This window comes from Thalassospira sp. HJ (genome assembly GCF_000948415.1).
Classification (GTDB): domain Bacteria; phylum Pseudomonadota; class Alphaproteobacteria; order Rhodospirillales; family Thalassospiraceae; genus Thalassospira.
In genome coordinates this window covers 606,590-627,023 of sequence record NZ_JYII01000010.1, presented here as the reverse complement: position 1 = coordinate 627,023, position 20,434 = coordinate 606,590, and the positions used below count along the sequence as shown (strand labels likewise).

Genomic DNA, 20,434 nt, shown 5'->3' with positions numbered 1-20,434 from the left:
AGAGGAAGAAACTCGATGCCTTGGAATAATCAAGGGGGCGGCGGCCCCTGGGGCGGCGGCGGAAATAACGGTGGCGGCCAGAACCCGTGGGGACAGCGTCCTTCGGGTGGCGGCGGCGGCGGAAATACGCCCCCCGATTTTGATGAAATGATTCGTAAAGGCCAGGAACGCCTGAAACGGCTGTTCCCCGGTGGTGGCGGATATAAGGGCTTTGTCCTGATTGGTATCGCAGTCATCGGGTTGTGGCTTTTGACCGGTTTCTACCGTGTCCAGCCGGGTGAACAGGGTGTCACACTTCTGTTTGGCAAATGGGTTGGCACTACAGGCCCGGGTCTGAACTACTTCCTTCCGGCCCCGATTGGCGAGGTCATCAAGCCGAACGTCGAGCGGACCAACCAGATCGAGGTTGGCTATCGCGGCGCAGGTACCGTTGCTTCCAATGGTTCGCGTGACGTGCCGGAAGAAAGCCTGATGCTGACGGGTGACCAGAACATTATTGACATCGACTATGTCGTTCAGTGGCGTATCAGCGATGCTGGCGCCTATCTGTTTAATGTTCGTGATCCGGAAAACACCATCAAGCTGGCATCGGAAAGTGCGATGCGTGAGGTGATCGGTAAAACCAACCTGGAAGAGGCCCTGACTGTTGGCCGTGTCCGGGTTGAGGAACAGACCCGCACCCTGCTTCAGACCATCATGGATGGTTACGAGTCCGGTATTTTCATTGCTGAAGTGAAAATGCAGAAGGTGGACCCGCCCCGTGACGTTATTGATGCGTTCAACGACGTGCAGCGTGCCCGTCAGGACCGTGACCGTTCCCAGAACGAAGCACTGGCCTATCGCAACGACATCATCCCGCGTGCAAAGGGTGAAGCTGAACGTCAGGTCCTTCAGGCACGTGCCTATAAAGACCGTGTCACCAAGGAAGCAGAGGGTGAAGCAGAACGCTTCAACTCCATCTACAATTCCTTCCTGACCGCCAAGGATGTGACGACCCGTCGTCTGTATCTTGAGACCATGCAGGAAATTCTTGCCAAGTCTGACAAGATCATCATGGAACAAAATGGCCAGGGTAACGGCGTTGTCCCGTATCTTCCGCTTCCGGAAGTTCAGAAACGCGCGAATGCAGGAGGCAACAACTAATGGCAAGTCCTAAACTTATTGCCGCTGGCGTCGTCCTTGTTATCGCTGCTGTTGTTGGCTCGATGTGCGTGTTTACCGTGCGTCAGGACCAGCAGGCACTTGTTCTTCAGTTCGGTAATCCGGTTCATGCGGTGTCCGAGCCGGGTCTGCATTTCAAACTGCCGATCCAGAACGTCGAATATTACGAGCGTCGTATTCTCGAACTTGATCCGCCGGTTCAGCAGGTTCTTCTGTCTGACCAGAAGCGTGTCAATGTCGACAGCTTCGCACGTTGGAGAATCATCGATCCCCTGACATTCCGTCAGCGTGCCACCAACTCTGCCAACTTCGTGCAGCTGTTTGGTCAGCGTCTGAACTCGGTCATCCGCGGTGAACTGGCACAGGCCCCGCTTGTGACGCTTCTTTCGGACAACCGTGCCCAGATCATGGAAAAGATCCAGGCAACGCTTGTTGATCCGGCCGAGGAATTCGGGGTTGAGCTGATTGATGTTCGTATCGGTCGTACCGACCTGCCGCAGGAAACCTCGCAAGCGGTGTATAACCGTATGCGTTCTTCGCGTATTGCCGAAGCCGCACAGCTTCGCGCAGAGGGTGAAGAGCTGAAAGCGAAGATTCAGGCCGAAGCAGATCGCGAACGGATCGGCATCATCGCCGAAGCCAACCGCCAGGCAGAAGTCCTGCGCGGTGAAGGCGACGGACAGCGCAACATCATTCTGGGTAAAGCGTACGGCAAGGACGCGGAATTCTTTGAATTCTATCGTTCGCTCGAAGCCTATAAAACGGCGCTTGATAACGGCTCGACCATGGTGCTTTCACCAGACAGCGAGTTTTTCCAGTACTTTAATAAGTCTGGCCCGGCGACAAGCCGCTAGACAAAACATGGGGGCGACCGGCATATTGGCTTGGTCGCCCTTTTTGTTTTTATAAATTAGATTTGTCAGGCCACGGTCTGAAAGATCACAAAGAAACGCCGGAACGTCCTTACTCATGAAGGAACTTGCAACAGCCATACTTCTGGCCATCGCGTTGGAAGGGATGCTTTACACGCTGTTTCCCGGCGGCCTGAAAAGGGTGATGGAGCTTGTTCAGGAAATTCCTGAATCGCAGTTGCGCATTGGTGGATTGATCGCCGCCGTCGTCGCCATTGGCGGAATATGGGCAGTACGGACCTGGCTTTAACAAGGCCTTTGCTGCCGCACTCAGGCCCTTTCGCCACGAAGTTGCGCTCACAATTCCTTGATTTTTCCCAGTCCCGCCCAATTTCTGCCAAAGTCGGGGTTAATTTCAGAAGGGTCTAAACTTCGTTCAATGTTTCAAATGGTGTCAGAACAGACAAGAACTGCTAGGAAATCGCTGCGGCACGGGGGGATTCCCCGTGCAAAGGGATTGACGAAGCAGGGCGCAGAATGTTCTGACGTCCTACGGATCGGAGGAATTTGCACAGGATATTACGTCGTTTCATCTTGCAAGGCAGCGAGCCTTACTGCGAAGAAACTCCTTATCCCCGCACAAATTCCTCTCGACCATTTAAAGCATTGAACGGAGTTTAGACCCTTTGACTTAAGCGACGGGTGAAATACAGTCCCGCCGCGCGCTGCATAAAGAGAATGACAAATACCGTGAACGCGGCAACGAACAGGATCAGACACATGCTAGACGCATTATACAACCCGGTGCGGACGAAGGTAACCGCAGCACTGGTGATTGTTCTCCTTGGCGTGACCAGTGTTTCGCAGATCGCGAATGCCCGCCCCGCTCCTGAGAGTTTCGCAGACCTGGCAGAAAAGCTTCTGCCCAGTGTTGTAAACATTTCCACAAGCCAGATGGTCGCGGAGCGACAGGGACCGGACTTCCAGTTCCCTCCCGGTTCGCCGTTCGAAGACCTTTTCCGTGATTTCATGGACCGTAACGGTCAGGGTGGCCAGGGCGGACAGGCTCCGCAACGCCGCCGTGCAACTGCCCTTGGTTCCGGTTTCATCATCTCGGCTGATGGCTATATCGTGACCAACAACCACGTGATTGACGGTGCCGACGAAATCACCGTTCGCCTGCATGATGGTGACACGCTTGACGCCGAACTGATCGGTCGCGACCCGAAAACCGACGTCGCACTCCTGAAAGTCGAACCGACAGAAGATCTGCCGTTCGTCAAATGGGGGGACTCGGACAATTCGCGCATTGGCGATTGGGCCATGGCGATCGGTAACCCGTTCGGCCTCGGCGGTACGGTGACTGCCGGTATCATTTCCGCGCGTAACCGTGACATCAATCAGGGCCCGTATGACGACTTCATCCAGACGGATGCGTCGATCAACCGGGGTAACTCTGGTGGTCCGCTGTTTAACCTTGATGGTGACGTGATCGGCATCAACAGCGCGATCTATTCGCCGTCCGGTGGTTCGGTTGGTATCGGCTTTGCCATTCCGTCCGCCATCGCACAGAGCGTTGTCGATCAGCTGAAAGAATATGGCCGTACCCGTCGCGGTTGGCTGGGTGTTCACATTCAGACCGTGACCGAAGACATCGCAGACTCGGTTGGTCTTGATGAAGCATCGGGCGCCATGGTTGCCGGCGTATCGGAAGACGGCCCGGCACAGGCTGCTGGCATCAAACAGGGTGACGTCATCCTGACCTTTGATGGCAAGAAAGTCGAAAGCATGCGTCGCCTGCCGCGCATCGTTGCAGAAACCAAGATCGGCAAGGATGTCGATGTGGAAATCTGGCGCGATGGCGAAAAGCAGACCGTTCAGGTCGAGCTTGGCGAACTTGAGGAAGAAGTCGTCGCAGCCAGCGCAGGCAGTTCCGAAGAACAGGAAGCCCCGGCTGTTGCCGAAGCCAGCATCGATGCCCTTGGCATCAAGATCGCCAATGTCGATGAAGGCCTGCGTCAGCGTTACAACCTTGCCGAAGGCACCGAGGGTGTCATCGTGACCGAGGTTGCCGGTGACAGCTATGCCGCCGAAAAAGGTGTTCGCCCGGGCGACATCATCATCGAGGCATCGCACAGCTCGGTTAGCTCGGTTGAAGATGTTGTTAATGCGGTCGAGACTGCCATTGATGATGACAAACGCACCATCCTGATGTTGATCGAAACATCAGCTGGCCCGCGTTACTTCGGCCTGACCCTGTCGGGCGACGAATAAGCCACCGGCTTACACAGACATCAAAAAAAAGGGCGGCCTGTTCATCAGGCCGCCCTTTTTGTTTAACGTGTTCGTGCGTTACGAAACGAAGTCCGACTTCGCATAACCCTGCAGATACAGCAGGGCGGTCAGATCGCCGTGATTGATGCAAATACGCGCCTGCTCCTGCACGGACGGCTTGGCATGGAAGGCGACCCCGGTCCCGGCAAGCGAGATCATCTGAAGATCATTGGCGCCATCGCCAACCGCAATCGCATCATCAACCGTGATGCCCTGCTCGGCTGACAGGTTTTCAAGTGCATCGACCTTGGCTTGGCGATCAAGCACCGGCTTCTGCACCTTGCCGGTCAACTTGCCATCCTTTTCTATCAGGACGTTGGCCTGATCGTAATCAAAGCCAAGCTCGGCCCGCACCGCACCGGTAAAGAAATCAAATCCACCCGATACAAGGGCTGCAAATCCGCCATTGGCCTTCATGGTTGTGACCAGTTCCCTTGCCCCGCCGGTATATTCAACGGTTTTCCAAGCTTCCTTGAGCATTTCGGTCGACATGCCATCAAGCAAGCCCACGCGTTCATCAAGCGCCTCTTCGAAATCAAGTTCGCCATTCATCGCACGTGCGGTGATTGCGGCCACCCGATCCTTGACCCCTGCAAACTCGGCCAGTTCATCAAGGGTTTCACCGGTGACAATCGTGCTGTCCATATCTGCAATCAGAAGCTTCTTGCGGCGGGTTGCGACTTTCTGGGTGATGGCATCAACCCCAAGATCCTCTTCGGCCAAGGCGGTATCAGCAACATCAAGCGGGATACCATCAAAGGTCATATCGCAGGCCTCGCCATCGGCAAGCCAGGTCACATCCCCGACCAGTGCGCCAGCCCCGGTCAGCGCGATCGCCGCATTATCAATCACAGCCTTGGTCAGCGCATTCGAATTCGGGGCGGCAATCAGGGTGAGAACCAATTTCATGGTTAACAGGCTCCTTGGCGGGAAAGGCATAAAACATCGTTGTCGCCTTTATCCGAATTGCGCCGGACTGTGGCAAGTACGTTTGTTGCCTGAGTCGATTTTGTTGCCCATCACCCTCAAATGTAGTATTGTTGCTACAAACTCAAGCGAGATAGATCATGGGTATCACGACAATCTCAAGCCGCGATTTCAATCAAGATACCAGTGGCGCGAAAAAGGCATCCAGAGGCGGGCCTGTTATCATTACCGACCGCGGAAAGCCTTCCCACGTTCTGCTGTCGATAGAAGAGTATCAACGCCTGACAGGCTCACTGCCTTCCATAGTTGAACTTCTTGCCATGCCCGGTGCAAACGATGTTGAGTTTGAACCCCAACCGTCCCGGATCAATATGAAGCCGGCTGACTTGTCGTAATGTTTATCCTCGATACGAACGTCGTTTCGGAACTTCGCCGCGCAGGACAAGGTAAGGCCAACCAGAACGTTGTCAGTTGGGCGCAATCAGTCGATGTCACTAGCCTTTATATTTCGGTCATAACTGTGCTTGAAATTGAGGCCGGTATTCTGCAGGTCGAAAGACGTGACACGCAGCAGGCAACGGTTTTGCGCAATTGGTTTGAACACCATGTTCTCAAAGCTTTTGAAAACAGAATCCTACCCATAGATGAAGCAGTAGCACGGCGCTGTGCACAATTGCATGTTCCAGATCCCAAGTCAGAACGGGATGCAATGATTGCTGCAAGTGCGCTGGTTCATGGAATGACCGTTGTCACTCGCAACACCAAAGATTTTGATCAAACCGGCGTTCCGCTGCTTGATCCTTGGAGCTAAACCATGCCCATTGATCAAACAGAAATTGGGGTCTTTGACATCAGAAGCGCCGAAGCCTTTTTCAACTCTGGAGTAAACGCTTACAAACGATATCAGTCTGCAGATGAAAGCCGCAAATCGACCCAAGATATTTTGTATGTCGTTATGGTTCTCACTCATTTGCGCGAATGGATAGCACCGGGCAAGAAATTCGGCAAAGGCGCCATTGCCGAAGATGCCGCTCACCAATTTGGAATTGATCTCTTTGAAGAATGCGCAGCTTTTAGAGACCTTCAAGGGTTATGCAACGGTACAAAGCATAGCCAAGCTCCGCGAACTGAAGTTGGCGGAGGCCTGAATATTGATGATTGGCCAAATGTGGACGACGTGCTCAATTTCGACAACAGGCCGCCAACATATCATATCCTTGCAACTCAACGCGGCAAGGTCCGCGTCGATTACGATGTTTGCGAACTAATTGAAGGCGTGATCAAAAGATATGACAAATGGTTTGGCCGAGATTCTCTGAATGACTGACCCCAGCTTCTTACCCGTCCTGATCGTCGCTGGCCCGACCGCCAGCGGGAAGTCAGCACTCGCCCTTGACCTGGCGGAGGCGTTTGACGGGGTGGTGATCAATGCTGACAGCATGCAGATCTATAAGGAACTGCGTGTGCTTTCGGCCCGCCCTGATGACAGTGAGACCGCGCGCGCGCCACATCGGCTGTATGGCGTGCTGTCGGGGCGCGAGCCGTGCTCGGCCGGTAAGTGGCGCGAAATGGCGATGGCCGAGATTGCCGAATGTCACGCCAACGGTAACCTTCCGATCATTACCGGGGGGACTGGCATGTATCTGAATGCCATGACCGAGGGCATCGCACCGATCCCGGACGTTCCAGCGCGGATTCGCGATCAGGTCACAAGCGAACTTGAAGAACTCGGTCACGCGGAATTCTTTGCCAAGCTTCAAGAAAACGATCCGGAAACCGCCGCCAACCTTGATGGCAGCAATACCCAGCGCCTGATTCGCGCGGCCGAGGTTTTTGCCCATACCGGGCGCGGATTGGCAAGCTGGCACAAGGAGCCGGTGATTACCCCGCCAGAAAACATGAAATTCAAGAAACTTTGTTACATGCCGCCGCGCGACATTCTGTATGACCGCTGCAACCGGCGTTTTGATCTGATGATCGAACAGGGTGCGGTTGACGAGGTCAAAGGACTACTTGCCCTTGAACTGCCTGAAACAGCCCCGGTTATGAAGGCCGTAGGCGTTCGCGAGATCGCGGCCTACCTTGCCGGCGAGACTGATCTGGCCACCGCCAAAGAGAAATCCCAACGCGAAACCAGACGTTATGCAAAGCGGCAATTAACGTGGTTTCGGCACCAAATGTTAGCCAAGGAAATCATCGACGCGCAATATTCGGAAAGTTTGGCAGCAAAAATGCGTCATGATGTTAACCAATTTCTGTTGACCACGCCAAAGTGAGGCGATAGGTTGGCGCTTCTGCCGCCTAAATGGCGGAAAACCGCCGTTTCGGCGGATTTTTCAACTCCAATTCGAGGATAATTGGATCATGTTTCAATCACGCGGTTATCACGCGACACGTTGTTGTCGTTAAGTAAAGAGGCTCGAAAATCATGGCAGAACGTATTTTAAGCGGTTCGGAAGTAGTGTTGCAGGCCCTTGCAGATCAAGGTGTGGAAGTCGTGTTCGGCTATCCCGGCGGCGCTGTCCTACCGCTATATGACGAGATATTTAAACAGAACCGGATTCGTCACGTTCTAGTGCGCCATGAACAGGCTGCCGTCCACGCTGCAGAAGGTTACGCCCGCTCGACCGGTAAGGTCGGCGTTGTGCTGGTGACCTCTGGACCGGGTGCGACGAACGCCGTTACCGGCCTTACCGACGCGTTGATGGATTCCATTCCAGTTGTCTGCCTGACAGGTCAGGTCCCGACTCATCTGATCGGGAATGATGCCTTCCAGGAAGCTGACACCACCGGCATTACCCGCCCGTGCACCAAGCATAACTATCTGGTGAAAAATCCGGATCGTCTGGCCCGCACGATGCACGAAGCTTTCCACGTTGCTTCAAGTGGCCGTCCGGGCCCGGTTGTGATTGACCTGCCAAAGGACATCCTTGTTGGCAAGGCACCGTATCTGGAGCCAGGTCAGGTTCAGCACCGCACCTATAACCCGGTGGTCAAGGGCGAACGCAGCCAGATCGAAGAAGCCATGGAAATGCTGGCATCGGCCAAGAAGCCGATCCTGTATTGCGGCGGCGGTGTGATCAATTCCGGTACACAGGCGTGCAAGCTTCTGACCGAATTCACCCGCATGACCGGCGCGCCGATCACCCTGACCCTGATGGGCCTTGGTGCATATCCGGCATCGGATAAGCAGTATCTTGGCATGGTCGGGATGCACGGTACTTATGAATCGAACATGTCTATGCATGATTGCGACGTTATGGTCGCGATTGGTGCACGCTTCGATGACCGTGTGACTGGCAACCTCGATTTCTTTGCGCCGAACTCGCAGAAAATCCAGGTCGACATTGATCAGAGCTCTATCAACAAGAACGTTCCGGTCGATATCGGCATCGTTGGCGATGTTGGTCATGTTCTTGAAGACATGATCAAGATCTGGAAAGCCAAGCAATACAAGATCGAAGCAGCAGCGCTTGATAGCTGGTGGAAAGAGATCGAAGGATGGCGTTCCAAGCACTGCCTGTCCTACAAGCAGCCCAAAGACGTCATCAAGCCGCAGCATGTTATCCGCTCGATCCATGCCGCGACCCGTGATCGCAAGACCTATATCACCACCGACGTTGGCCAGCACCAGATGTGGGCCGCCCAGCATTTCGGGTTCGAACACCCGTATGAATGGATGACGTCCGGTGGCCTTGGCACCATGGGCTATGGCATGCCGGCTGCCCTTGGCGTTCAGGTGGCACACCCGGATGCGACCGTGGTCTGCTTTACCGGTGATGCGTCGATCATGATGAACATTCAGGAATGCGCGACGATGACGCAGTATCGTCTGCCGATCAAAACCGTAATCCTGAATAACCGTTACATGGGCATGGTTCGTCAATGGCAGCAGCTTCTGCACGGTTCGCGCTATTCCGAAAGCTATAGCGAAACCCTGCCCGACTTCGTCAAACTGTCCGAGGCCTTTGGCTTTACCGGGCTGACCTGTGACAAACCGGCAGACCTTGATGATGCCATCAAGAAGATGCTGGAAATCGATGGTCCGGTGATTTTGGACGTTGCTGTTGATGACAAGGAAAACTGCTATCCGATGATTCCATCGGGCAAGCCGCATAATGAAATGCTGCTTGGGCAGGAAACCGACGGCAATGAAGCCATTGATTCCGACGAAGGGATGGTTCTGGTCTGATCCGCACAAACGAACTGTGCGCAACGAACTCATCAAATCAAAATGAAAAGGCCGGCGCGGGCGGCATGTTCTGCCCCTGACCGCGCCCTAGCGGAGCGAAACCGTGAAAGAAACCGAAATTTCGAAACACACCATATCCGTTCTGGTGGATAACGAGTCCGGCGTTCTGGCCCGTGTTATCGGGCTGTTTTCCGGCCGTGGCTATAACATCGAAAGCCTGACCGTTGCCGAAGTCGACGCCCAGGCCCACCAGTCGCGCATCACTGTTGTCACCTCGGGCACGCCCATGGTGATCGAACAGATCAAGGCACAGCTTTCGCGCCTTGTCCCGGTTCACAAGGTCAGCGACCTTACCCTTGCCGGGCCGAGTGTCGAACGCGAGCTTGCATTGGTCAAAGTGATCGCAGCGGGTGAAAAACGTGTGGAATCCCTGCGTATTGCCGACATCTTCAAGGCACGCGCAGTGGATGCGACAAATGATTCCTTCGTGTATGAAATCATCGGCAGCCCTGAAAAAATCGACGCCTTCATCAAATTGATGGAGCCGCTTGGGCTTTCGGAAATTTCGCGTACCGGTGTGGCAGCGATTTCGCGCGGCACACTGACGATGTGAGTTTGCCCTGCCCGGTGATCCGCATCGGGTAAGGCATTTGGGGCCTGCCCCATAATAATTATTACCATCCGCCACGCATGAAAATCAGCGTGGTCCAACGTCCAGAGGTATCGAAAGATGCGTGTTTATTACGACCGCGATGCAGATGTTAATCTGATCAAATCCAAAAAAGTTGCCATCATCGGTTACGGTTCGCAGGGCCACGCCCATGCGCTGAACCTCCATGATTCCGGCGTTAAGGAAGTTGTTGTTGGTCTTCGTGAAGGCTCCAGCTCACGCAAGAAAGCCGAAGCTGCTGGCCTGAAAACCATGACCCCGGCAGAAGCTGCTGCCTGGGCTGACGTTGTCATGATCCTGACCCCGGATGAGCATCAGGCTGCGATCTATGCCAACGAACTGCGCGACAACCTGAAACAGGGTGCTGCCCTTCTGTTCGCACACGGTCTTAACGTTCATTTCGGCCTGATTGAGCCGCGCGCTGACCTTGACGTCATGATGATCGCGCCGAAAGGCCCGGGTCACACCGTTCGTTCCGAATACAAGCGTGGCGGCGGTGTTCCGTGCCTCGTTGCTATCGAACAGAACGCATCTGGCAACGCGCTTGAAGTTGCTCTGTCCTATGCTTCGGCAATCGGTGGCGGTCGTTCGGGCGTTATCGAAACCACCTTCCGTGAAGAGTGCGAAACCGACCTGTTCGGCGAACAGGCTGTTCTTTGCGGCGGTCTGACCCAGCTGATCAAATACGGCTTCGAGACCCTGACCGAAGCTGGCTATGCACCGGAAATGGCATATTTCGAGTGCCTGCACGAAGTTAAACTGATCGTTGACCTGATGTATGAAGGCGGTATGGCCAACATGCGTTACTCGATCTCCAACACCGCAGAATACGGCGACTATGTCACCGGCCCGCGCGTGATCGACGCTTCGGTCAAAGACCGTATGAAAGAAGTTCTTGCTGACATTCAGGAAGGCAAATTCGTACGTGACTTCGTTCAGGAAATGCATTGCGGCCAGCCGATGTTCAAGGCAACCCGCCGTCTGAACGCTGAACACGAAATCGAAGAAGTTGGTACCAAACTGCGCGCGATGATGCCGTGGATTGCAGCAAACCAGCTCGTCGACAAAGAAAAGAACTAAGCACCGCTTAGCTCGTTCTTACGCAAACGGCCGTCCCGATGGGGCGGCCGTTTTGCTTTATGCGCCGTGTTTCATCTGCCGGACCGGGAACCGCAATTCGGTGGCCGCCCAGATCACAACACACAGAACCGACACGCCGGATCCAAGAGCAACCACAGCAGGCCAGCCGCCAATACCATAGGCGATGGCTGAACTGGCAGAGCCACAAGCCCCACCCAGGAAGTAACTGGCCATATAGCCCGTGGTCAGGCGGCTTCGGGCTTCCGGGTTAAGCCGGTAGACCTCGCTCTGGTTTGAGATATGCGCGCCCTGAATACCCAGATCGATCAGGACCACACCAAGCGCAAAGGCGATCAGCGACCATTGCCCCCAATATAGCAGCCCCCAGCTTAGAACGGTCATCATCAGGAAACCGCCGGTGCTGAGCCTTGCCCAGCCCTTGTCGGCCAGCTTCCCAGCAATGCGGGCCGCCAGAATGCCGATTGCACCAATCAGGCCATAAAGCCCGATCACGGCTTCGGACATGCCATATTGCCGCACCAGCATGAACGCCATCGAGGTCCAGAAAATCCCGAATACAGCATATTGCAACCCGCCAATCAGGCTGCGGCGACGCAAGACCGGTTCATCGCGAAACAGATGCAGGATCGAAAGATAGAGCGTGCCGTAGCTGGTATGAGAGGTCGGCGGGATATGCGGGATGATCCGGTAACAGGCCACCGAATAGAACGCCATCAGGACAGAGGCGACGATAAACACCGACCGCCATCCGGCAAGCTCGGCCATGATGCCCGAAAATGTTCGAGCCAGAAGAATACCCAACAAAAGGCCGCTCATCACCGCCCCCACCGCAGAGCCGCGCTTGTCATCTGTTGCAAGGTGGGCAGCCAGCGGCACAAGGATTTGCGCCGTGACACAGGTGATCCCGACCGAAATGCTAAATACCACCAGCATCAGGAACGATGGGGCCAACCCCATTGCCAGCAACCCCACCGCGGTCAGCGCCGAGGTCACGGTTAGCAACTTGCGCCGTTCATGATGATCACCCAACGGAACGACAGCAATCAATCCGGTCAGATAGCCAAGCTGTGCCACGGTCACCAGAAAACCGGCACTTGTTTCACTTAAACCATATTCGCGGGCAAGCAGTTCAAGCAGGGGCTGCACATAATAAAGACTGGCAACGGAAAGGCCGCTTCCGACCGCCATAAAGGCCAGAAGGCCGGTTGTCAGGGTGGGCTTGGCATGCATGTTCGGGTGGGCCTTAAGTCGGTTGGTGGTGGCGATACGATAGCCGCCAAATCAGCGACTTACAATGCGGTCCCTGACACAGGTGCCGTGCCAGCGTGGCACCGGTTGCTATCATCACGCACGGCAGCCATTCGTAAAAGACCCTGCTTTGCGCTGGATTTCAAAGGCCGTTCTGTTTAATTCTGGCCTTTAAAACTTTAACTCAAAGACGAGCATGATGAATGTCGGACTATATTGATATCGCCCCCGAGGTCGCAGAGGCCTTTGCCGCAGGCAAGCCTGTCGTCGCCCTTGAATCCACCATCATTTCCCATGGCATGCCCTATCCGCAGAACCTTGAAACCGCGCGCGCGGTCGAACAGGATGTGCGTGATAACGGTGCCATTCCAGCCACCATTGCCGTGATTGGCGGTCGCTGCAAGATCGGGCTTTCGCCGGAAGAACTGGAATATTTCGCCAAGGGAACCGACATCCTCAAACTGTCGCGCCGTGACATCCCCTATTGCCTTGCCAAGAAACGCGACGGGGCGACCACTGTCTCGGCAACCATGATCCTGGCTGAAAAGGCCGGCATTCGCGTTTTTGCCACTGGCGGCATTGGCGGCGTGCATCGCGACCTTGCAGGCAATTTCGATGTGTCGGCCGATCTGACCGAGCTTGGCAAAACCAGCGTTGCGGTTGTTTGTGCGGGCGCCAAGGCGATCCTTGATATCCCTAAAACGCTCGAACATCTTGAAACGCTTGGCGTGCCGGTCATTGCCTATGGCACCGACGAATTCCCGGCATTCTATTCGGTTGAAAGTGGTCAGAAGGCACCGCTTCGCCTTGATACCCCCGAAGAACTGGCAGCGTTCCTGAAATCGAAATGGGAATTTGGTCTTGAAGGCGGTGCAGTGATTGGCAATCCGCCAGAGGCCGACAAGGCATTGGCGCGTGAAGCCATCGAAGGGGCGATTGAAGATGCCCTGATCGAAGCAAAGGAAAAAGGTATTCAGGGGCGTGACGTGACCCCGTTCCTGCTGGCGCGTGTCACCCAACTGACCGAAGGTAAAAGCCTAGAAGCCAATATCGCGCTGGTGCGCAACAATGCCCGCCTGGGTGCGAAGATCGCGGCTTCACTAGCCGAATCCTGATCGCGCATTTCCAATAGCGACGAATACTGCCCCCCCCCTGTGCAATGCGCGGGGGGGTTTTATTCTACGCCGAGCGTCAGATTAAGAAGGTCTGGCGTTTTTTTTTCAGAAAGCCTAGGTCGTACCTTGATCGTCACGTACCGCATCAACAGAAGGCACATCAAGATCTTCGTGTGATTCTTCGGGGACACCATTTCGGGATGCTTCAAGCTTTGCCGTTGCCGAGACGAGTTCGCGAATGATCGCCGGAATTGCCGGTGACTGGATATCAATGCCGAGCTCGGAACTCTCGTAGCGCTTCAGGTCCTCTGAGAGGAACTGCAAATTCGACAGGAAAATATCTGTTGTCTTGCTCGTGAGCTGCAATTGCCCATTATGGCAGTTAGCGTTTTTGCGAAGGAGGCTGGCTATTTCTTCTATTTGTTCGCTTAACATTACCTACGCACTTTTTTGTTTCCCCTGAACCAGACTTCAGCATATCACCAAAATTCGCGTAGAATAAACGGATATAGAGCTTTAAATTACAAAACTAGCGAAAAATTCGCGTTATTTTGTATTGGAAGTATTTCAAATTACCCACTTTAGGGGTAGTCTCCTATGCTATTAGGATAGAATCGCTTGGAAAGTCGGAAATGACAGAAAATGAGGCAAAGCTTCTTGGGCAGCGTATCAACCTTTGCGAAAAGATTGCCGGCTCACGTGCAGCACTCGCCGAGCGCACGGGCATATCTGCACGCACACTGGAAAATTACAGTCATGGCCGCAATGACCCAAAGGCATCCGCCTGCGTTGCAATCGCCCGCGCAACAGATGTGTCGATCGAATGGTTGCTGACCGGGCAAGGGGCACCTGTCAACGAGCCCGCCACCGCTGGCGAAGAACTCGACCGCAAGATTATCTTTAATATCGCCTACTTTCTGGCGAGCAAATCCAAGGCTGTCAAAGCGGATCCGGACGAGTTTGCAGACCTGTTTCTTTCACTGTTTGACTATTGCCGTGAGAAACAGCAGGCAGATGGAAAGAGTTTCGATGTTGAGGCGTTCGAAAACGTGGTTGAGTTTGCGTCAAAGCAGTTTCACCGCCATAGCGGTTGAGCAGCTTGGTCAACCGGGCACGTAGTGTTCGACAATCATCACAAACATACCCCACCTCGGGAATGGCGACGTTTTCAATCACGCGGTCGCGTTTCACCTCGCTACGCCAACCCATCTGTGCGTACCAAAGCCGGATAGGGTTGTCCTTGAAGGCCCACAATGTCGGCGGCGTCAAACCATGATTTTCCATGAAATCCAGCATGGTAAGCATCATCAACGGTCCGACCTCCCGCCCGCGATAGTCCGGAAGCACGTAGGCTGCATGCATCTCGCCGGAACCTGTAATGGCATCGTCCCTGTTCGGGCAGCAAAAGCAAAATCCGACCACGTCATTATCGACCTCCAACACGAACAGTGCCTCCCCCCTTGAACGGGATTCGAACCAGTTCAGCCATTGAAGCCTTCTAAACTCCTGGTTTCTGCTTTGTAAAACGGCTTCGGGCATGAAAGCGTATGTTTCGCGCCAACAGAAGGCATGGATCTTCGAAACCGTTGAAACGTCTTCCTTTTTAGCAAATCTGATTGCAACCATAAGCTTATTCCCTTGATAAAAGTTCCCGGGAATAACATTACACATCTTTCGCGTGTTGCGATTTAGGTATAAATCTATCTACAGTTATCAGATCGTAATTTAGACCACAGATTGAGAACGTCGGAACAGTCACATGCTTGATATTGATCTGCAAAAACGACTGGACAGTGCAACCCTCGTGGGCCGTACAAAAAAGGCGCCCCTGTCAAAGCCACAGCTTTGGGGGATGGCGATTGCGATTGCCTTGTCTTCGGCGACAATCGGCGCGGTCACGCATGCTTATGTAACAAACCCGCCGGCACTGCATGCCGACGATCTTGGAAGACTGACGGTTCTCGTGAGTGAAAAAAACAGCACCGTCCCGGCTGACATATGGTCAGCAATGGAACAGCATATCGGTAAATCGGCCAATGAGTTCACGTCAAAAGACCAGATGAAGGCAATCGCATTCCTGCTTTATCTGGTCGACAAGGAACCGCAAGAAACCATCAATATATGGTGACGACCGAACTTGTCACGATGACCGGGTAATCGCGCAAACGACGCCACATTGTGCGGGCCGGATACGTATTGAGGCGGGTTTCGCTGATCCCCGAACGCCCATCAACAATCATCAGACTTTCAAAGAAATCGTCCGCCAACTGCATCTGCGCTGGCGCGGTCATGATTGTCTCGCCCTCGATGGTAAAGGCCGAATAAAAGCATAGCCGACAGGCCCGCTCCGAGGGCAACCATGCATCAGGCGTCATGACAGCAACCAACACACCCATGACCGAACCCGACACACCGCGCAAAACACGCGTTACCGGTACAAAAGGAACGCCTGATTGCTTGCCAAGAACTGGCGTCTGGATCTGAATATGTTCATCGCCATGCGCCATCGCCTTTGAGAAATACGGGCGATCCGAAAGATCCAAATTTGCCGCCGGGTGGCGCGTTGTATCAAATTCGAGAATACCTTTGCTGTTGATGAACAACAGGGCGCGAACGGCCTCGACCTGGGAGGTATAGTTCGCAAGGCTTCCCTGGATCACAACATCATTCATGCCGCCAGCATTCCGCAGAAGATCCGCAGACCGACGCATCAGACCATCCGTCTGATTAAGGATGTTCTCCACGTGTGTCGCCATCAGAAGAACGTTTTCTTCCAAAGACACATTATTGGCATTTGCCAATGCAAAGCCCGGCTGCCCCAAAAGGCCTAAAACGACAATCAGCCACTTTTTCATCATCTAACCCTGCGTTGCGGCACGCCCCAAGATATCATTAGATCTTAGAGCACACATCAACACAGGGTCAGATGCAAGCAGAACTGACAATTAGTCATTCGGGTTTTAAGGCTAACGCACAATTCCGGGCTTCAAACGCGTATCATCAATCGGTGCACCCCATACCGTTGCACACGGTAATACCCCGGCCCAGACATCAAGGTCATAGTCTTCCTCGTCATCGACCGGATCACCGCTACGGACCTTTGCCGAAACCTCGTTCAAATCAAAGCCAAGGAACATGGTGGCCTTGAGCTCCTGTTTGTTGGGATGGCGGATCTGCTCCCAGCGGCCGGGTTCGAGTTTTTCGGTAAACAGGCGCGAATGTTCCATCTTGCCCGCGTCATCAGCAACCAGTGTGCCCTTGCCATAGATGATCACAGAGCGGTAATTAGCCGAATGGTGAAAGGCAGACCGTGCCATCACCAAACCATCAAGAAGCGTGATACACAAGCAGGCCTCGGCCCCATCCGCAATCGCGGCCAAAATCCGGTTCTTGGATGCGCCATGGATATAAATGCGCTCCCCCACGCGCCAATGGGCCGTCGGGATCATCACCGGACGTCCATCAATCACAGTGCCAACATGACAGATCAGGGCGTCATCGATTATGCCGTGAATCTGTCCGGGGTCATAACTTGCCCGGTTATGACCCCGGACAACTTTGGTGTGGGGATGGACTTCGTATTGTTCAGACATGGCGGGACCTCGTAGTCAAAATATCAGGCGTCGAATTTGGCCCGATCATGGATCAAATTGGACTTTCCAAAAGGTCCATTATAATAAAAATGACAGAACCAATTTGATCGAGGCCACCAGCAATGCCACGCAGTGATTACAGCTGGATTTATCCAAGCCAGTCCGACAAAGCCGGGGACACGGGCGGTACAACGGCTTATCGCCGCCTGTATCACGGCATCAGATCGGCCATTCTTGATGGGCGCCTGCATCCGGGCGAACGCCTGCCGGCAAGTCGTGATCTGGCAAAATCGCTTGGCATTTCGCGTAATACGGTGGTGACCAGTTTCGATCTGCTGACTTCGGAAGGCTATCTTGAAACGCGCGTCGGTGCCGGAAGCTTTGTCGCCCGCGCTCTGCCCGACCGGGACATGCAAACCGGCGCCACTGCCAAGGATAGCCACAACACGGCAACCAAGGACCGCCCCTTGCCGCTCAGCCAAAGTGCCCAGCGCATGCTGACCTATCAGCGCCGCTTTCCGCGCTTCCGCGTGGCCCGCCCGTTTAACCCGGCGACCCCCGATCTTGATGGCTTTCCCTTTGATCTTTGGGCGCGGTTGCTGCGCCGGTCATGGCGCGCGCCCGATATTGATCTGACCATTCCCGATGATCCGCTTGGTTTGCCGTTGCTTCGGACTGAAATCGCCAAATGGCTGCGGCAATCGCGCGGGGTCAATTGCGATACCGATCAGGTCATGATTGTTTCGGGCGCCCAACAGGCACTTGATCTTGCTGCCCGTGCCCTTGTTGATCCGGACGATATCATCGCCACCGAAGATCCGGGTTATGAGGGCATTCGCGGGGTCCTCGCGGCAAGTGGTGCAGTTGTGCAGCCCGTCACCGTTGATGAAGACGGACTGGATGTTGACGGTCTTGGCAAAACACCCTCGCCGGCCCGGATTGTCGTGACCACCCCGTCGCGAAATTATCCGTTGGGCACGACCCTTTCGCTTGCGCGGCGCTTGTCGCTTTTGCAATGGGCGCGCGATAACGATGCCTGGATTGTCGAGGATGATTATGACAGCGACTATCGCTATGACGGGCCACCGCTTTCATCCCTGCAAGGTTTGGACACCGATAACCGGGTGATCTATGTCGGCACGTTCTCACGTGTGCTGTTCCCGGGTATCCGGCTTGGCTATCTTGTCCTGCCTCGGGCACTGGTTCCGGCCTTTCGCGGCATTCGCGGATTTGCCGATGGTGTGCCTGCACCAACCACACAGGCTGCCCTTGGTGCGTTCTTCGCCGAGGGGCATTTTGGCAGTCACGTGCGCAAGATGCGCATGCAATATGGTGAACGGCGTGCGCATCTGATGAACCTGATTACGGATCAGGCCTCCGATATTCTGTCAGTGATGCCGTCAGACGGCGGCTTGCACCTCTGTGCCCGTTCGATCAGTGATCAGGATGACATCAGAATGCAGGAAGAGTTGGTCAAGGCAGGGCTCGATTGCCGTGCACTGTCGTCTTATTTCCACCGGCCCCGCCCGGGAAATGAGCCCTCTCCTGTACGCGGACTGGTACTTGGTTTTGCCGGTTGGAAAAAAGATGTGCTTTCGGAAAGTTTCGGTGAACTGGTCCGAACCATCCGCCGTATGTCTTGATGTACCCCGAGCCAGAGAGAGCGCCTCGACTTTCCCTCTATACGCTGTCACAGTCGTGTCGCTCTCTCCCCCTTTGGCTTCACCCCCCCCGGAAATTACCAAATCACACAGGAAGACAGATGACTGAACGCCCGATCGCCCTTATGTGGTTTCGAAGCGACCTTCGACTGGCGGACAATCCGGCCCTTCTGGCAGCCGCGAAATGGGCCAAGCAAAATGATGGCGCTGTGCTTCCGGTCTTTATCCTTGATCCGGTGATTGCCGATCAGTTGGGCGGGGCCACTAAATGGTGGCTGGAACAAAGCCTGTCTGCGCTGAACAATGACATCGCCGAACTTGGCGACAGCAAATCGGATCGCGCCCTTCGCCTGTTTACGGGGGATGCAAAAACCGTTCTGCAAGGTATCGCTGACGAGAAAGCTGTTCAGACCGTATTCTGGAACCGGGTTTATGACAAGCCGTCAACCAAGCGCGATACCGACATCAAGTCAGCCCTTCTGGACCACGGCCTGACGTGTGAAAGCCACAAAGCCAATCTTCTGTTCGAACCATGGGATGTCAAAACCGGTTCGGGAACCGATTTCAAGGTCTATAGTCCGTTCTGGCGCGCGTGTCAGAAGCTCCCGCCACCGCGCGAACCCCACGGGGCACCCGACAGCATGGCGCTGTTCAAGGGCGAGGTTTCCGGGCAAATCAACATTTCCGATTTTGACCTCTCGCCAAAGCCCGTTGACTGGGCCGGTGGCCTTGGTGAGCGTTTCACCCCCGGCGAGCAGGGTGCCAAAGACCAGCTGTTTGATTTTATCGATGATCGACTTACCGATTACGCCGACATGCGCGATCGCCCCGATCATCGGGTGACGTCCGAATTATCTCCGCATTTACGCTTTGGCGAAATCAGCCCCTATCAGGTCTGGCATGCCGCCAGTCACTATGCCGATGCCAATCCCGGTAAAGGCAAGACCGCATCGAAATTCATATCCGAGCTCGGCTGGCGGGAATTCGCCCATCACATTCTGTTTCACGCCGAGGACCTCCGCACTGTCCCGTTACAAAGCCAGTTCAAGCATTTCCCGTGGGCCGACGAAGCAAAGGGCCTTCTTGCCTGGCAAAAAGGCCAGACAGGCTTTCCGATTGTTGATGCCGGCATGCGCGAACTTTGGCACACCGGCTACATGCATAACCGGGTGCGGATGATTGTCGGCTCGATCCTCGTAAAGCACCTTCTGATCCATTGGCAGGATGGTCTGGCGTGGTTTGATGACACGCTTGTCGATGCCTGCCCGGCCAACAATCCGTTTTCATGGCAATGGATAGGTGGATGCGGCGCCGATGCCGCCCCCTATTTCCGCATTTTCAACCCGGTGCTTCAGGGCGAAAAGTTTGATCCCAAGGGCGACTATGTTCGTCAATGGGTGCCCGAACTGCGCGACATGCCCGAACAATATATTCACAAGCCTTGGGAAGCCTCCCCGCTTATCCTAAAGGCCGCTGGCGTGACGTTGGGCAAGACATACCCCGAACCCCTAGTCGGCCTCAAGGAAGGCCGTGAACGGGCTCTTGGCGCCTATCAGGACATGAAAAAGGCTGCTGCGTAAG

21 protein-coding genes and 1 pseudogene are annotated in these 20,434 nt (G+C 54.6%); 16 read left to right on the top strand and 6 right to left on the bottom strand.

The window, feature by feature from the left end; genetic code table 11:
- Positions 1 to 15: 15 nt before the first annotated feature.
- The 4 genes from hflK (at position 16) to UF64_RS08285 (ending at position 4,286) form a co-directional block, all read left to right on the top strand.
- The gene (gene hflK / locus UF64_RS08300) at positions 16 to 1,143 is read left to right on the top strand and encodes an FtsH protease activity modulator HflK (protein WP_044828102.1); all 1,128 of its coding nucleotides are present in this window, start codon (positions 16 to 18) and stop codon (positions 1,141 to 1,143) included.
- Positions 1,143 to 2,015, top strand: coding sequence for a protease modulator HflC (hflC, locus tag UF64_RS08295; protein ID WP_044828101.1), 873 nt, complete (start codon positions 1,143 to 1,145; stop codon positions 2,013 to 2,015). Before hflK ends, hflC begins: the two co-directional genes overlap by 1 nt.
- Positions 2,016 to 2,130: 115 nt before the next feature.
- Positions 2,131 to 2,322, top strand: coding sequence for a DUF2065 domain-containing protein (locus UF64_RS08290; protein ID WP_008891737.1), 192 nt, complete (start codon positions 2,131 to 2,133; stop codon positions 2,320 to 2,322).
- A 470-nt stretch (positions 2,323 to 2,792) separates the two neighbouring features.
- Positions 2,793 to 4,286 carry a DegQ family serine endoprotease gene (locus tag UF64_RS08285; RefSeq protein WP_044828100.1) on the top strand — a complete coding sequence of 498 codons (1,494 nt, stop codon included), beginning with the start codon at positions 2,793 to 2,795 and terminating at the stop codon, positions 4,284 to 4,286.
- Positions 4,287 to 4,364: 78 nt separating this feature from the next.
- Here the strand turns inward: UF64_RS08285 and serB are convergent, their stop codons facing one another.
- Positions 4,365 to 5,255 (bottom strand): phosphoserine phosphatase SerB, encoded by an 891-nt coding sequence (gene serB / locus UF64_RS08280; protein WP_044828099.1) that lies wholly within the window; start codon positions 5,253 to 5,255, stop codon positions 4,365 to 4,367.
- Between the two features lie 158 nt (positions 5,256 to 5,413).
- Here serB and UF64_RS08275 point away from each other — a divergent pair, with 158 nt between their 5' ends.
- The 7 genes from UF64_RS08275 (at position 5,414) to ilvC (ending at position 11,215) form a co-directional block, all read left to right on the top strand.
- Entirely contained in the window at positions 5,414 to 5,668 is a 255-nt protein-coding gene (locus UF64_RS08275; protein ID WP_200892655.1) for a type II toxin-antitoxin system Phd/YefM family antitoxin, read from the top strand.
- Positions 5,668 to 6,084: a type II toxin-antitoxin system VapC family toxin gene (locus UF64_RS08270; RefSeq protein WP_044828097.1), complete on the top strand. Its 417-nt coding sequence runs from the start codon at positions 5,668 to 5,670 to the stop codon at positions 6,082 to 6,084. The genes UF64_RS08275 and UF64_RS08270 overlap by 1 nt, the downstream gene beginning before the upstream one ends.
- A 3-nt stretch (positions 6,085 to 6,087) precedes the next feature.
- Entirely contained in the window at positions 6,088 to 6,600 is a 513-nt protein-coding gene (locus tag UF64_RS08265) for a hypothetical protein (protein ID WP_044828096.1), read from the top strand.
- Positions 6,593 to 7,549, top strand: a complete 957-nt coding sequence (gene miaA, locus UF64_RS08260; RefSeq protein WP_044828095.1) for a tRNA (adenosine(37)-N6)-dimethylallyltransferase MiaA — start codon at positions 6,593 to 6,595, stop codon at positions 7,547 to 7,549. The genes UF64_RS08265 and miaA overlap by 8 nt, the downstream gene beginning before the upstream one ends.
- A 152-nt stretch (positions 7,550 to 7,701) precedes the next feature.
- On the top strand, positions 7,702 to 9,465 hold the full coding sequence (locus UF64_RS08255) for an acetolactate synthase 3 large subunit (RefSeq protein WP_044828094.1): 1,764 nt from the start codon (positions 7,702 to 7,704) through the stop codon (positions 9,463 to 9,465).
- Between the two features lie 103 nt (positions 9,466 to 9,568).
- A complete protein-coding gene (gene ilvN / locus UF64_RS08250) occupies positions 9,569 to 10,078 on the top strand; it encodes an acetolactate synthase small subunit (protein ID WP_044828093.1) in 510 nt (169 codons plus the stop codon).
- A 117-nt stretch (positions 10,079 to 10,195) separates the two neighbouring features.
- Positions 10,196 to 11,215, top strand: coding sequence for a ketol-acid reductoisomerase (gene ilvC / locus UF64_RS08245; protein WP_044828092.1), 1,020 nt, complete (start codon positions 10,196 to 10,198; stop codon positions 11,213 to 11,215).
- A gap of 57 nt (positions 11,216 to 11,272) precedes the next feature.
- Here the strand turns inward: ilvC and UF64_RS08240 are convergent, their stop codons facing one another.
- Positions 11,273 to 12,466, bottom strand: a complete 1,194-nt coding sequence (locus UF64_RS08240; RefSeq protein ID WP_044828091.1) for an MFS transporter — start codon at positions 12,464 to 12,466, stop codon at positions 11,273 to 11,275.
- A 221-nt stretch (positions 12,467 to 12,687) separates the two neighbouring features.
- Here UF64_RS08240 and UF64_RS08235 point away from each other — a divergent pair, with 221 nt between their 5' ends.
- Positions 12,688 to 13,599 (top strand): pseudouridine-5'-phosphate glycosidase, encoded by a 912-nt coding sequence (locus tag UF64_RS08235; RefSeq protein WP_044828090.1) that lies wholly within the window; start codon positions 12,688 to 12,690, stop codon positions 13,597 to 13,599.
- A gap of 114 nt (positions 13,600 to 13,713) precedes the next feature.
- Here UF64_RS08235 and UF64_RS08230 read toward each other — a convergent pair whose 3' ends face one another.
- Positions 13,714 to 13,965, bottom strand: coding sequence for a hypothetical protein (locus tag UF64_RS08230; protein WP_152630644.1), 252 nt, complete (start codon positions 13,963 to 13,965; stop codon positions 13,714 to 13,716).
- 266 nt (positions 13,966 to 14,231) lie between these two features.
- On the opposite strand from UF64_RS08230, the pseudogene UF64_RS21140 reads away from it, so the two are divergent.
- Positions 14,232 to 14,435: pseudogene (locus tag UF64_RS21140) on the top strand (helix-turn-helix domain-containing protein); the annotation flags it as partial.
- Between the two features lie 103 nt (positions 14,436 to 14,538).
- Here UF64_RS21140 and UF64_RS19900 read toward each other — a convergent pair.
- A complete protein-coding gene (locus UF64_RS19900; RefSeq protein ID WP_161794607.1) occupies positions 14,539 to 15,225 on the bottom strand; it encodes a GNAT family N-acetyltransferase in 687 nt (228 codons plus the stop codon).
- Between the two features lie 133 nt (positions 15,226 to 15,358).
- Between UF64_RS19900 and UF64_RS08220 the strand changes: the two genes are divergently transcribed.
- A complete protein-coding gene (locus tag UF64_RS08220) occupies positions 15,359 to 15,727 on the top strand; it encodes a hypothetical protein (RefSeq protein ID WP_044828087.1) in 369 nt (122 codons plus the stop codon).
- Here the strand turns inward: UF64_RS08220 and UF64_RS08215 are convergent.
- Together UF64_RS08215 and UF64_RS08210 are read right to left on the bottom strand one after the other, a co-directional pair.
- Positions 15,714 to 16,454, bottom strand: coding sequence for a hypothetical protein (locus tag UF64_RS08215; RefSeq protein WP_152630643.1), 741 nt, complete (start codon positions 16,452 to 16,454; stop codon positions 15,714 to 15,716). The two genes, UF64_RS08220 and UF64_RS08215, sit on opposite strands and share 14 nt — an antisense overlap.
- A 111-nt stretch (positions 16,455 to 16,565) precedes the next feature.
- Positions 16,566 to 17,192: a pyridoxamine 5'-phosphate oxidase family protein gene (locus UF64_RS08210; RefSeq protein WP_044828085.1), complete on the bottom strand. Its 627-nt coding sequence runs from the start codon at positions 17,190 to 17,192 to the stop codon at positions 16,566 to 16,568.
- A 122-nt stretch (positions 17,193 to 17,314) separates the two neighbouring features.
- Here UF64_RS08210 and UF64_RS08205 point away from each other — a divergent pair, with 122 nt between their 5' ends.
- Positions 17,315 to 18,835 (top strand): PLP-dependent aminotransferase family protein, encoded by a 1,521-nt coding sequence (locus UF64_RS08205; protein ID WP_044828084.1) that lies wholly within the window; start codon positions 17,315 to 17,317, stop codon positions 18,833 to 18,835.
- A gap of 119 nt (positions 18,836 to 18,954) precedes the next feature.
- A complete protein-coding gene (locus UF64_RS08200; RefSeq protein WP_044828083.1) occupies positions 18,955 to 20,433 on the top strand; it encodes a deoxyribodipyrimidine photo-lyase in 1,479 nt (492 codons plus the stop codon).
- Position 20,434 lies beyond the last annotated feature (1 nt).

Coding starts and splice junctions, on each gene's coding strand:
- UF64_RS08210 (WP_044828085.1), bottom strand. CDS start 17,192: ATGTCTGAACAATACGAAGTCCATCCCCACACCAAAGTTGTCCGGGGT.
- hflK (WP_044828102.1), top strand. CDS start 16: ATGCCTTGGAATAATCAAGGGGGCGGCGGCCCCTGGGGCGGCGGCGGA.
- UF64_RS08235 (WP_044828090.1), top strand. CDS start 12,688: ATGTCGGACTATATTGATATCGCCCCCGAGGTCGCAGAGGCCTTTGCC.
- ilvC (WP_044828092.1), top strand. CDS start 10,196: ATGCGTGTTTATTACGACCGCGATGCAGATGTTAATCTGATCAAATCC.
- hflC (WP_044828101.1), top strand. CDS start 1,143: ATGGCAAGTCCTAAACTTATTGCCGCTGGCGTCGTCCTTGTTATCGCT.
- UF64_RS08255 (WP_044828094.1), top strand. CDS start 7,702: ATGGCAGAACGTATTTTAAGCGGTTCGGAAGTAGTGTTGCAGGCCCTT.
- UF64_RS08200 (WP_044828083.1), top strand. CDS start 18,955: ATGACTGAACGCCCGATCGCCCTTATGTGGTTTCGAAGCGACCTTCGA.
- UF64_RS19900 (WP_161794607.1), bottom strand. CDS start 15,225: ATGGTTGCAATCAGATTTGCTAAAAAGGAAGACGTTTCAACGGTTTCG.
- UF64_RS08290 (WP_008891737.1), top strand. CDS start 2,131: ATGAAGGAACTTGCAACAGCCATACTTCTGGCCATCGCGTTGGAAGGG.
- UF64_RS08240 (WP_044828091.1), bottom strand. CDS start 12,466: ATGCATGCCAAGCCCACCCTGACAACCGGCCTTCTGGCCTTTATGGCG.
- serB (WP_044828099.1), bottom strand. CDS start 5,255: ATGAAATTGGTTCTCACCCTGATTGCCGCCCCGAATTCGAATGCGCTG.
- UF64_RS08205 (WP_044828084.1), top strand. CDS start 17,315: ATGCCACGCAGTGATTACAGCTGGATTTATCCAAGCCAGTCCGACAAA.
- UF64_RS08275 (WP_200892655.1), top strand. CDS start 5,414: ATGGGTATCACGACAATCTCAAGCCGCGATTTCAATCAAGATACCAGT.
- UF64_RS08265 (WP_044828096.1), top strand. CDS start 6,088: ATGCCCATTGATCAAACAGAAATTGGGGTCTTTGACATCAGAAGCGCC.
- UF64_RS08285 (WP_044828100.1), top strand. CDS start 2,793: ATGCTAGACGCATTATACAACCCGGTGCGGACGAAGGTAACCGCAGCA.
- UF64_RS08270 (WP_044828097.1), top strand. CDS start 5,668: ATGTTTATCCTCGATACGAACGTCGTTTCGGAACTTCGCCGCGCAGGA.
- UF64_RS08215 (WP_152630643.1), bottom strand. CDS start 16,454: ATGAAAAAGTGGCTGATTGTCGTTTTAGGCCTTTTGGGGCAGCCGGGC.
- miaA (WP_044828095.1), top strand. CDS start 6,593: ATGACTGACCCCAGCTTCTTACCCGTCCTGATCGTCGCTGGCCCGACC.
- UF64_RS08220 (WP_044828087.1), top strand. CDS start 15,359: ATGCTTGATATTGATCTGCAAAAACGACTGGACAGTGCAACCCTCGTG.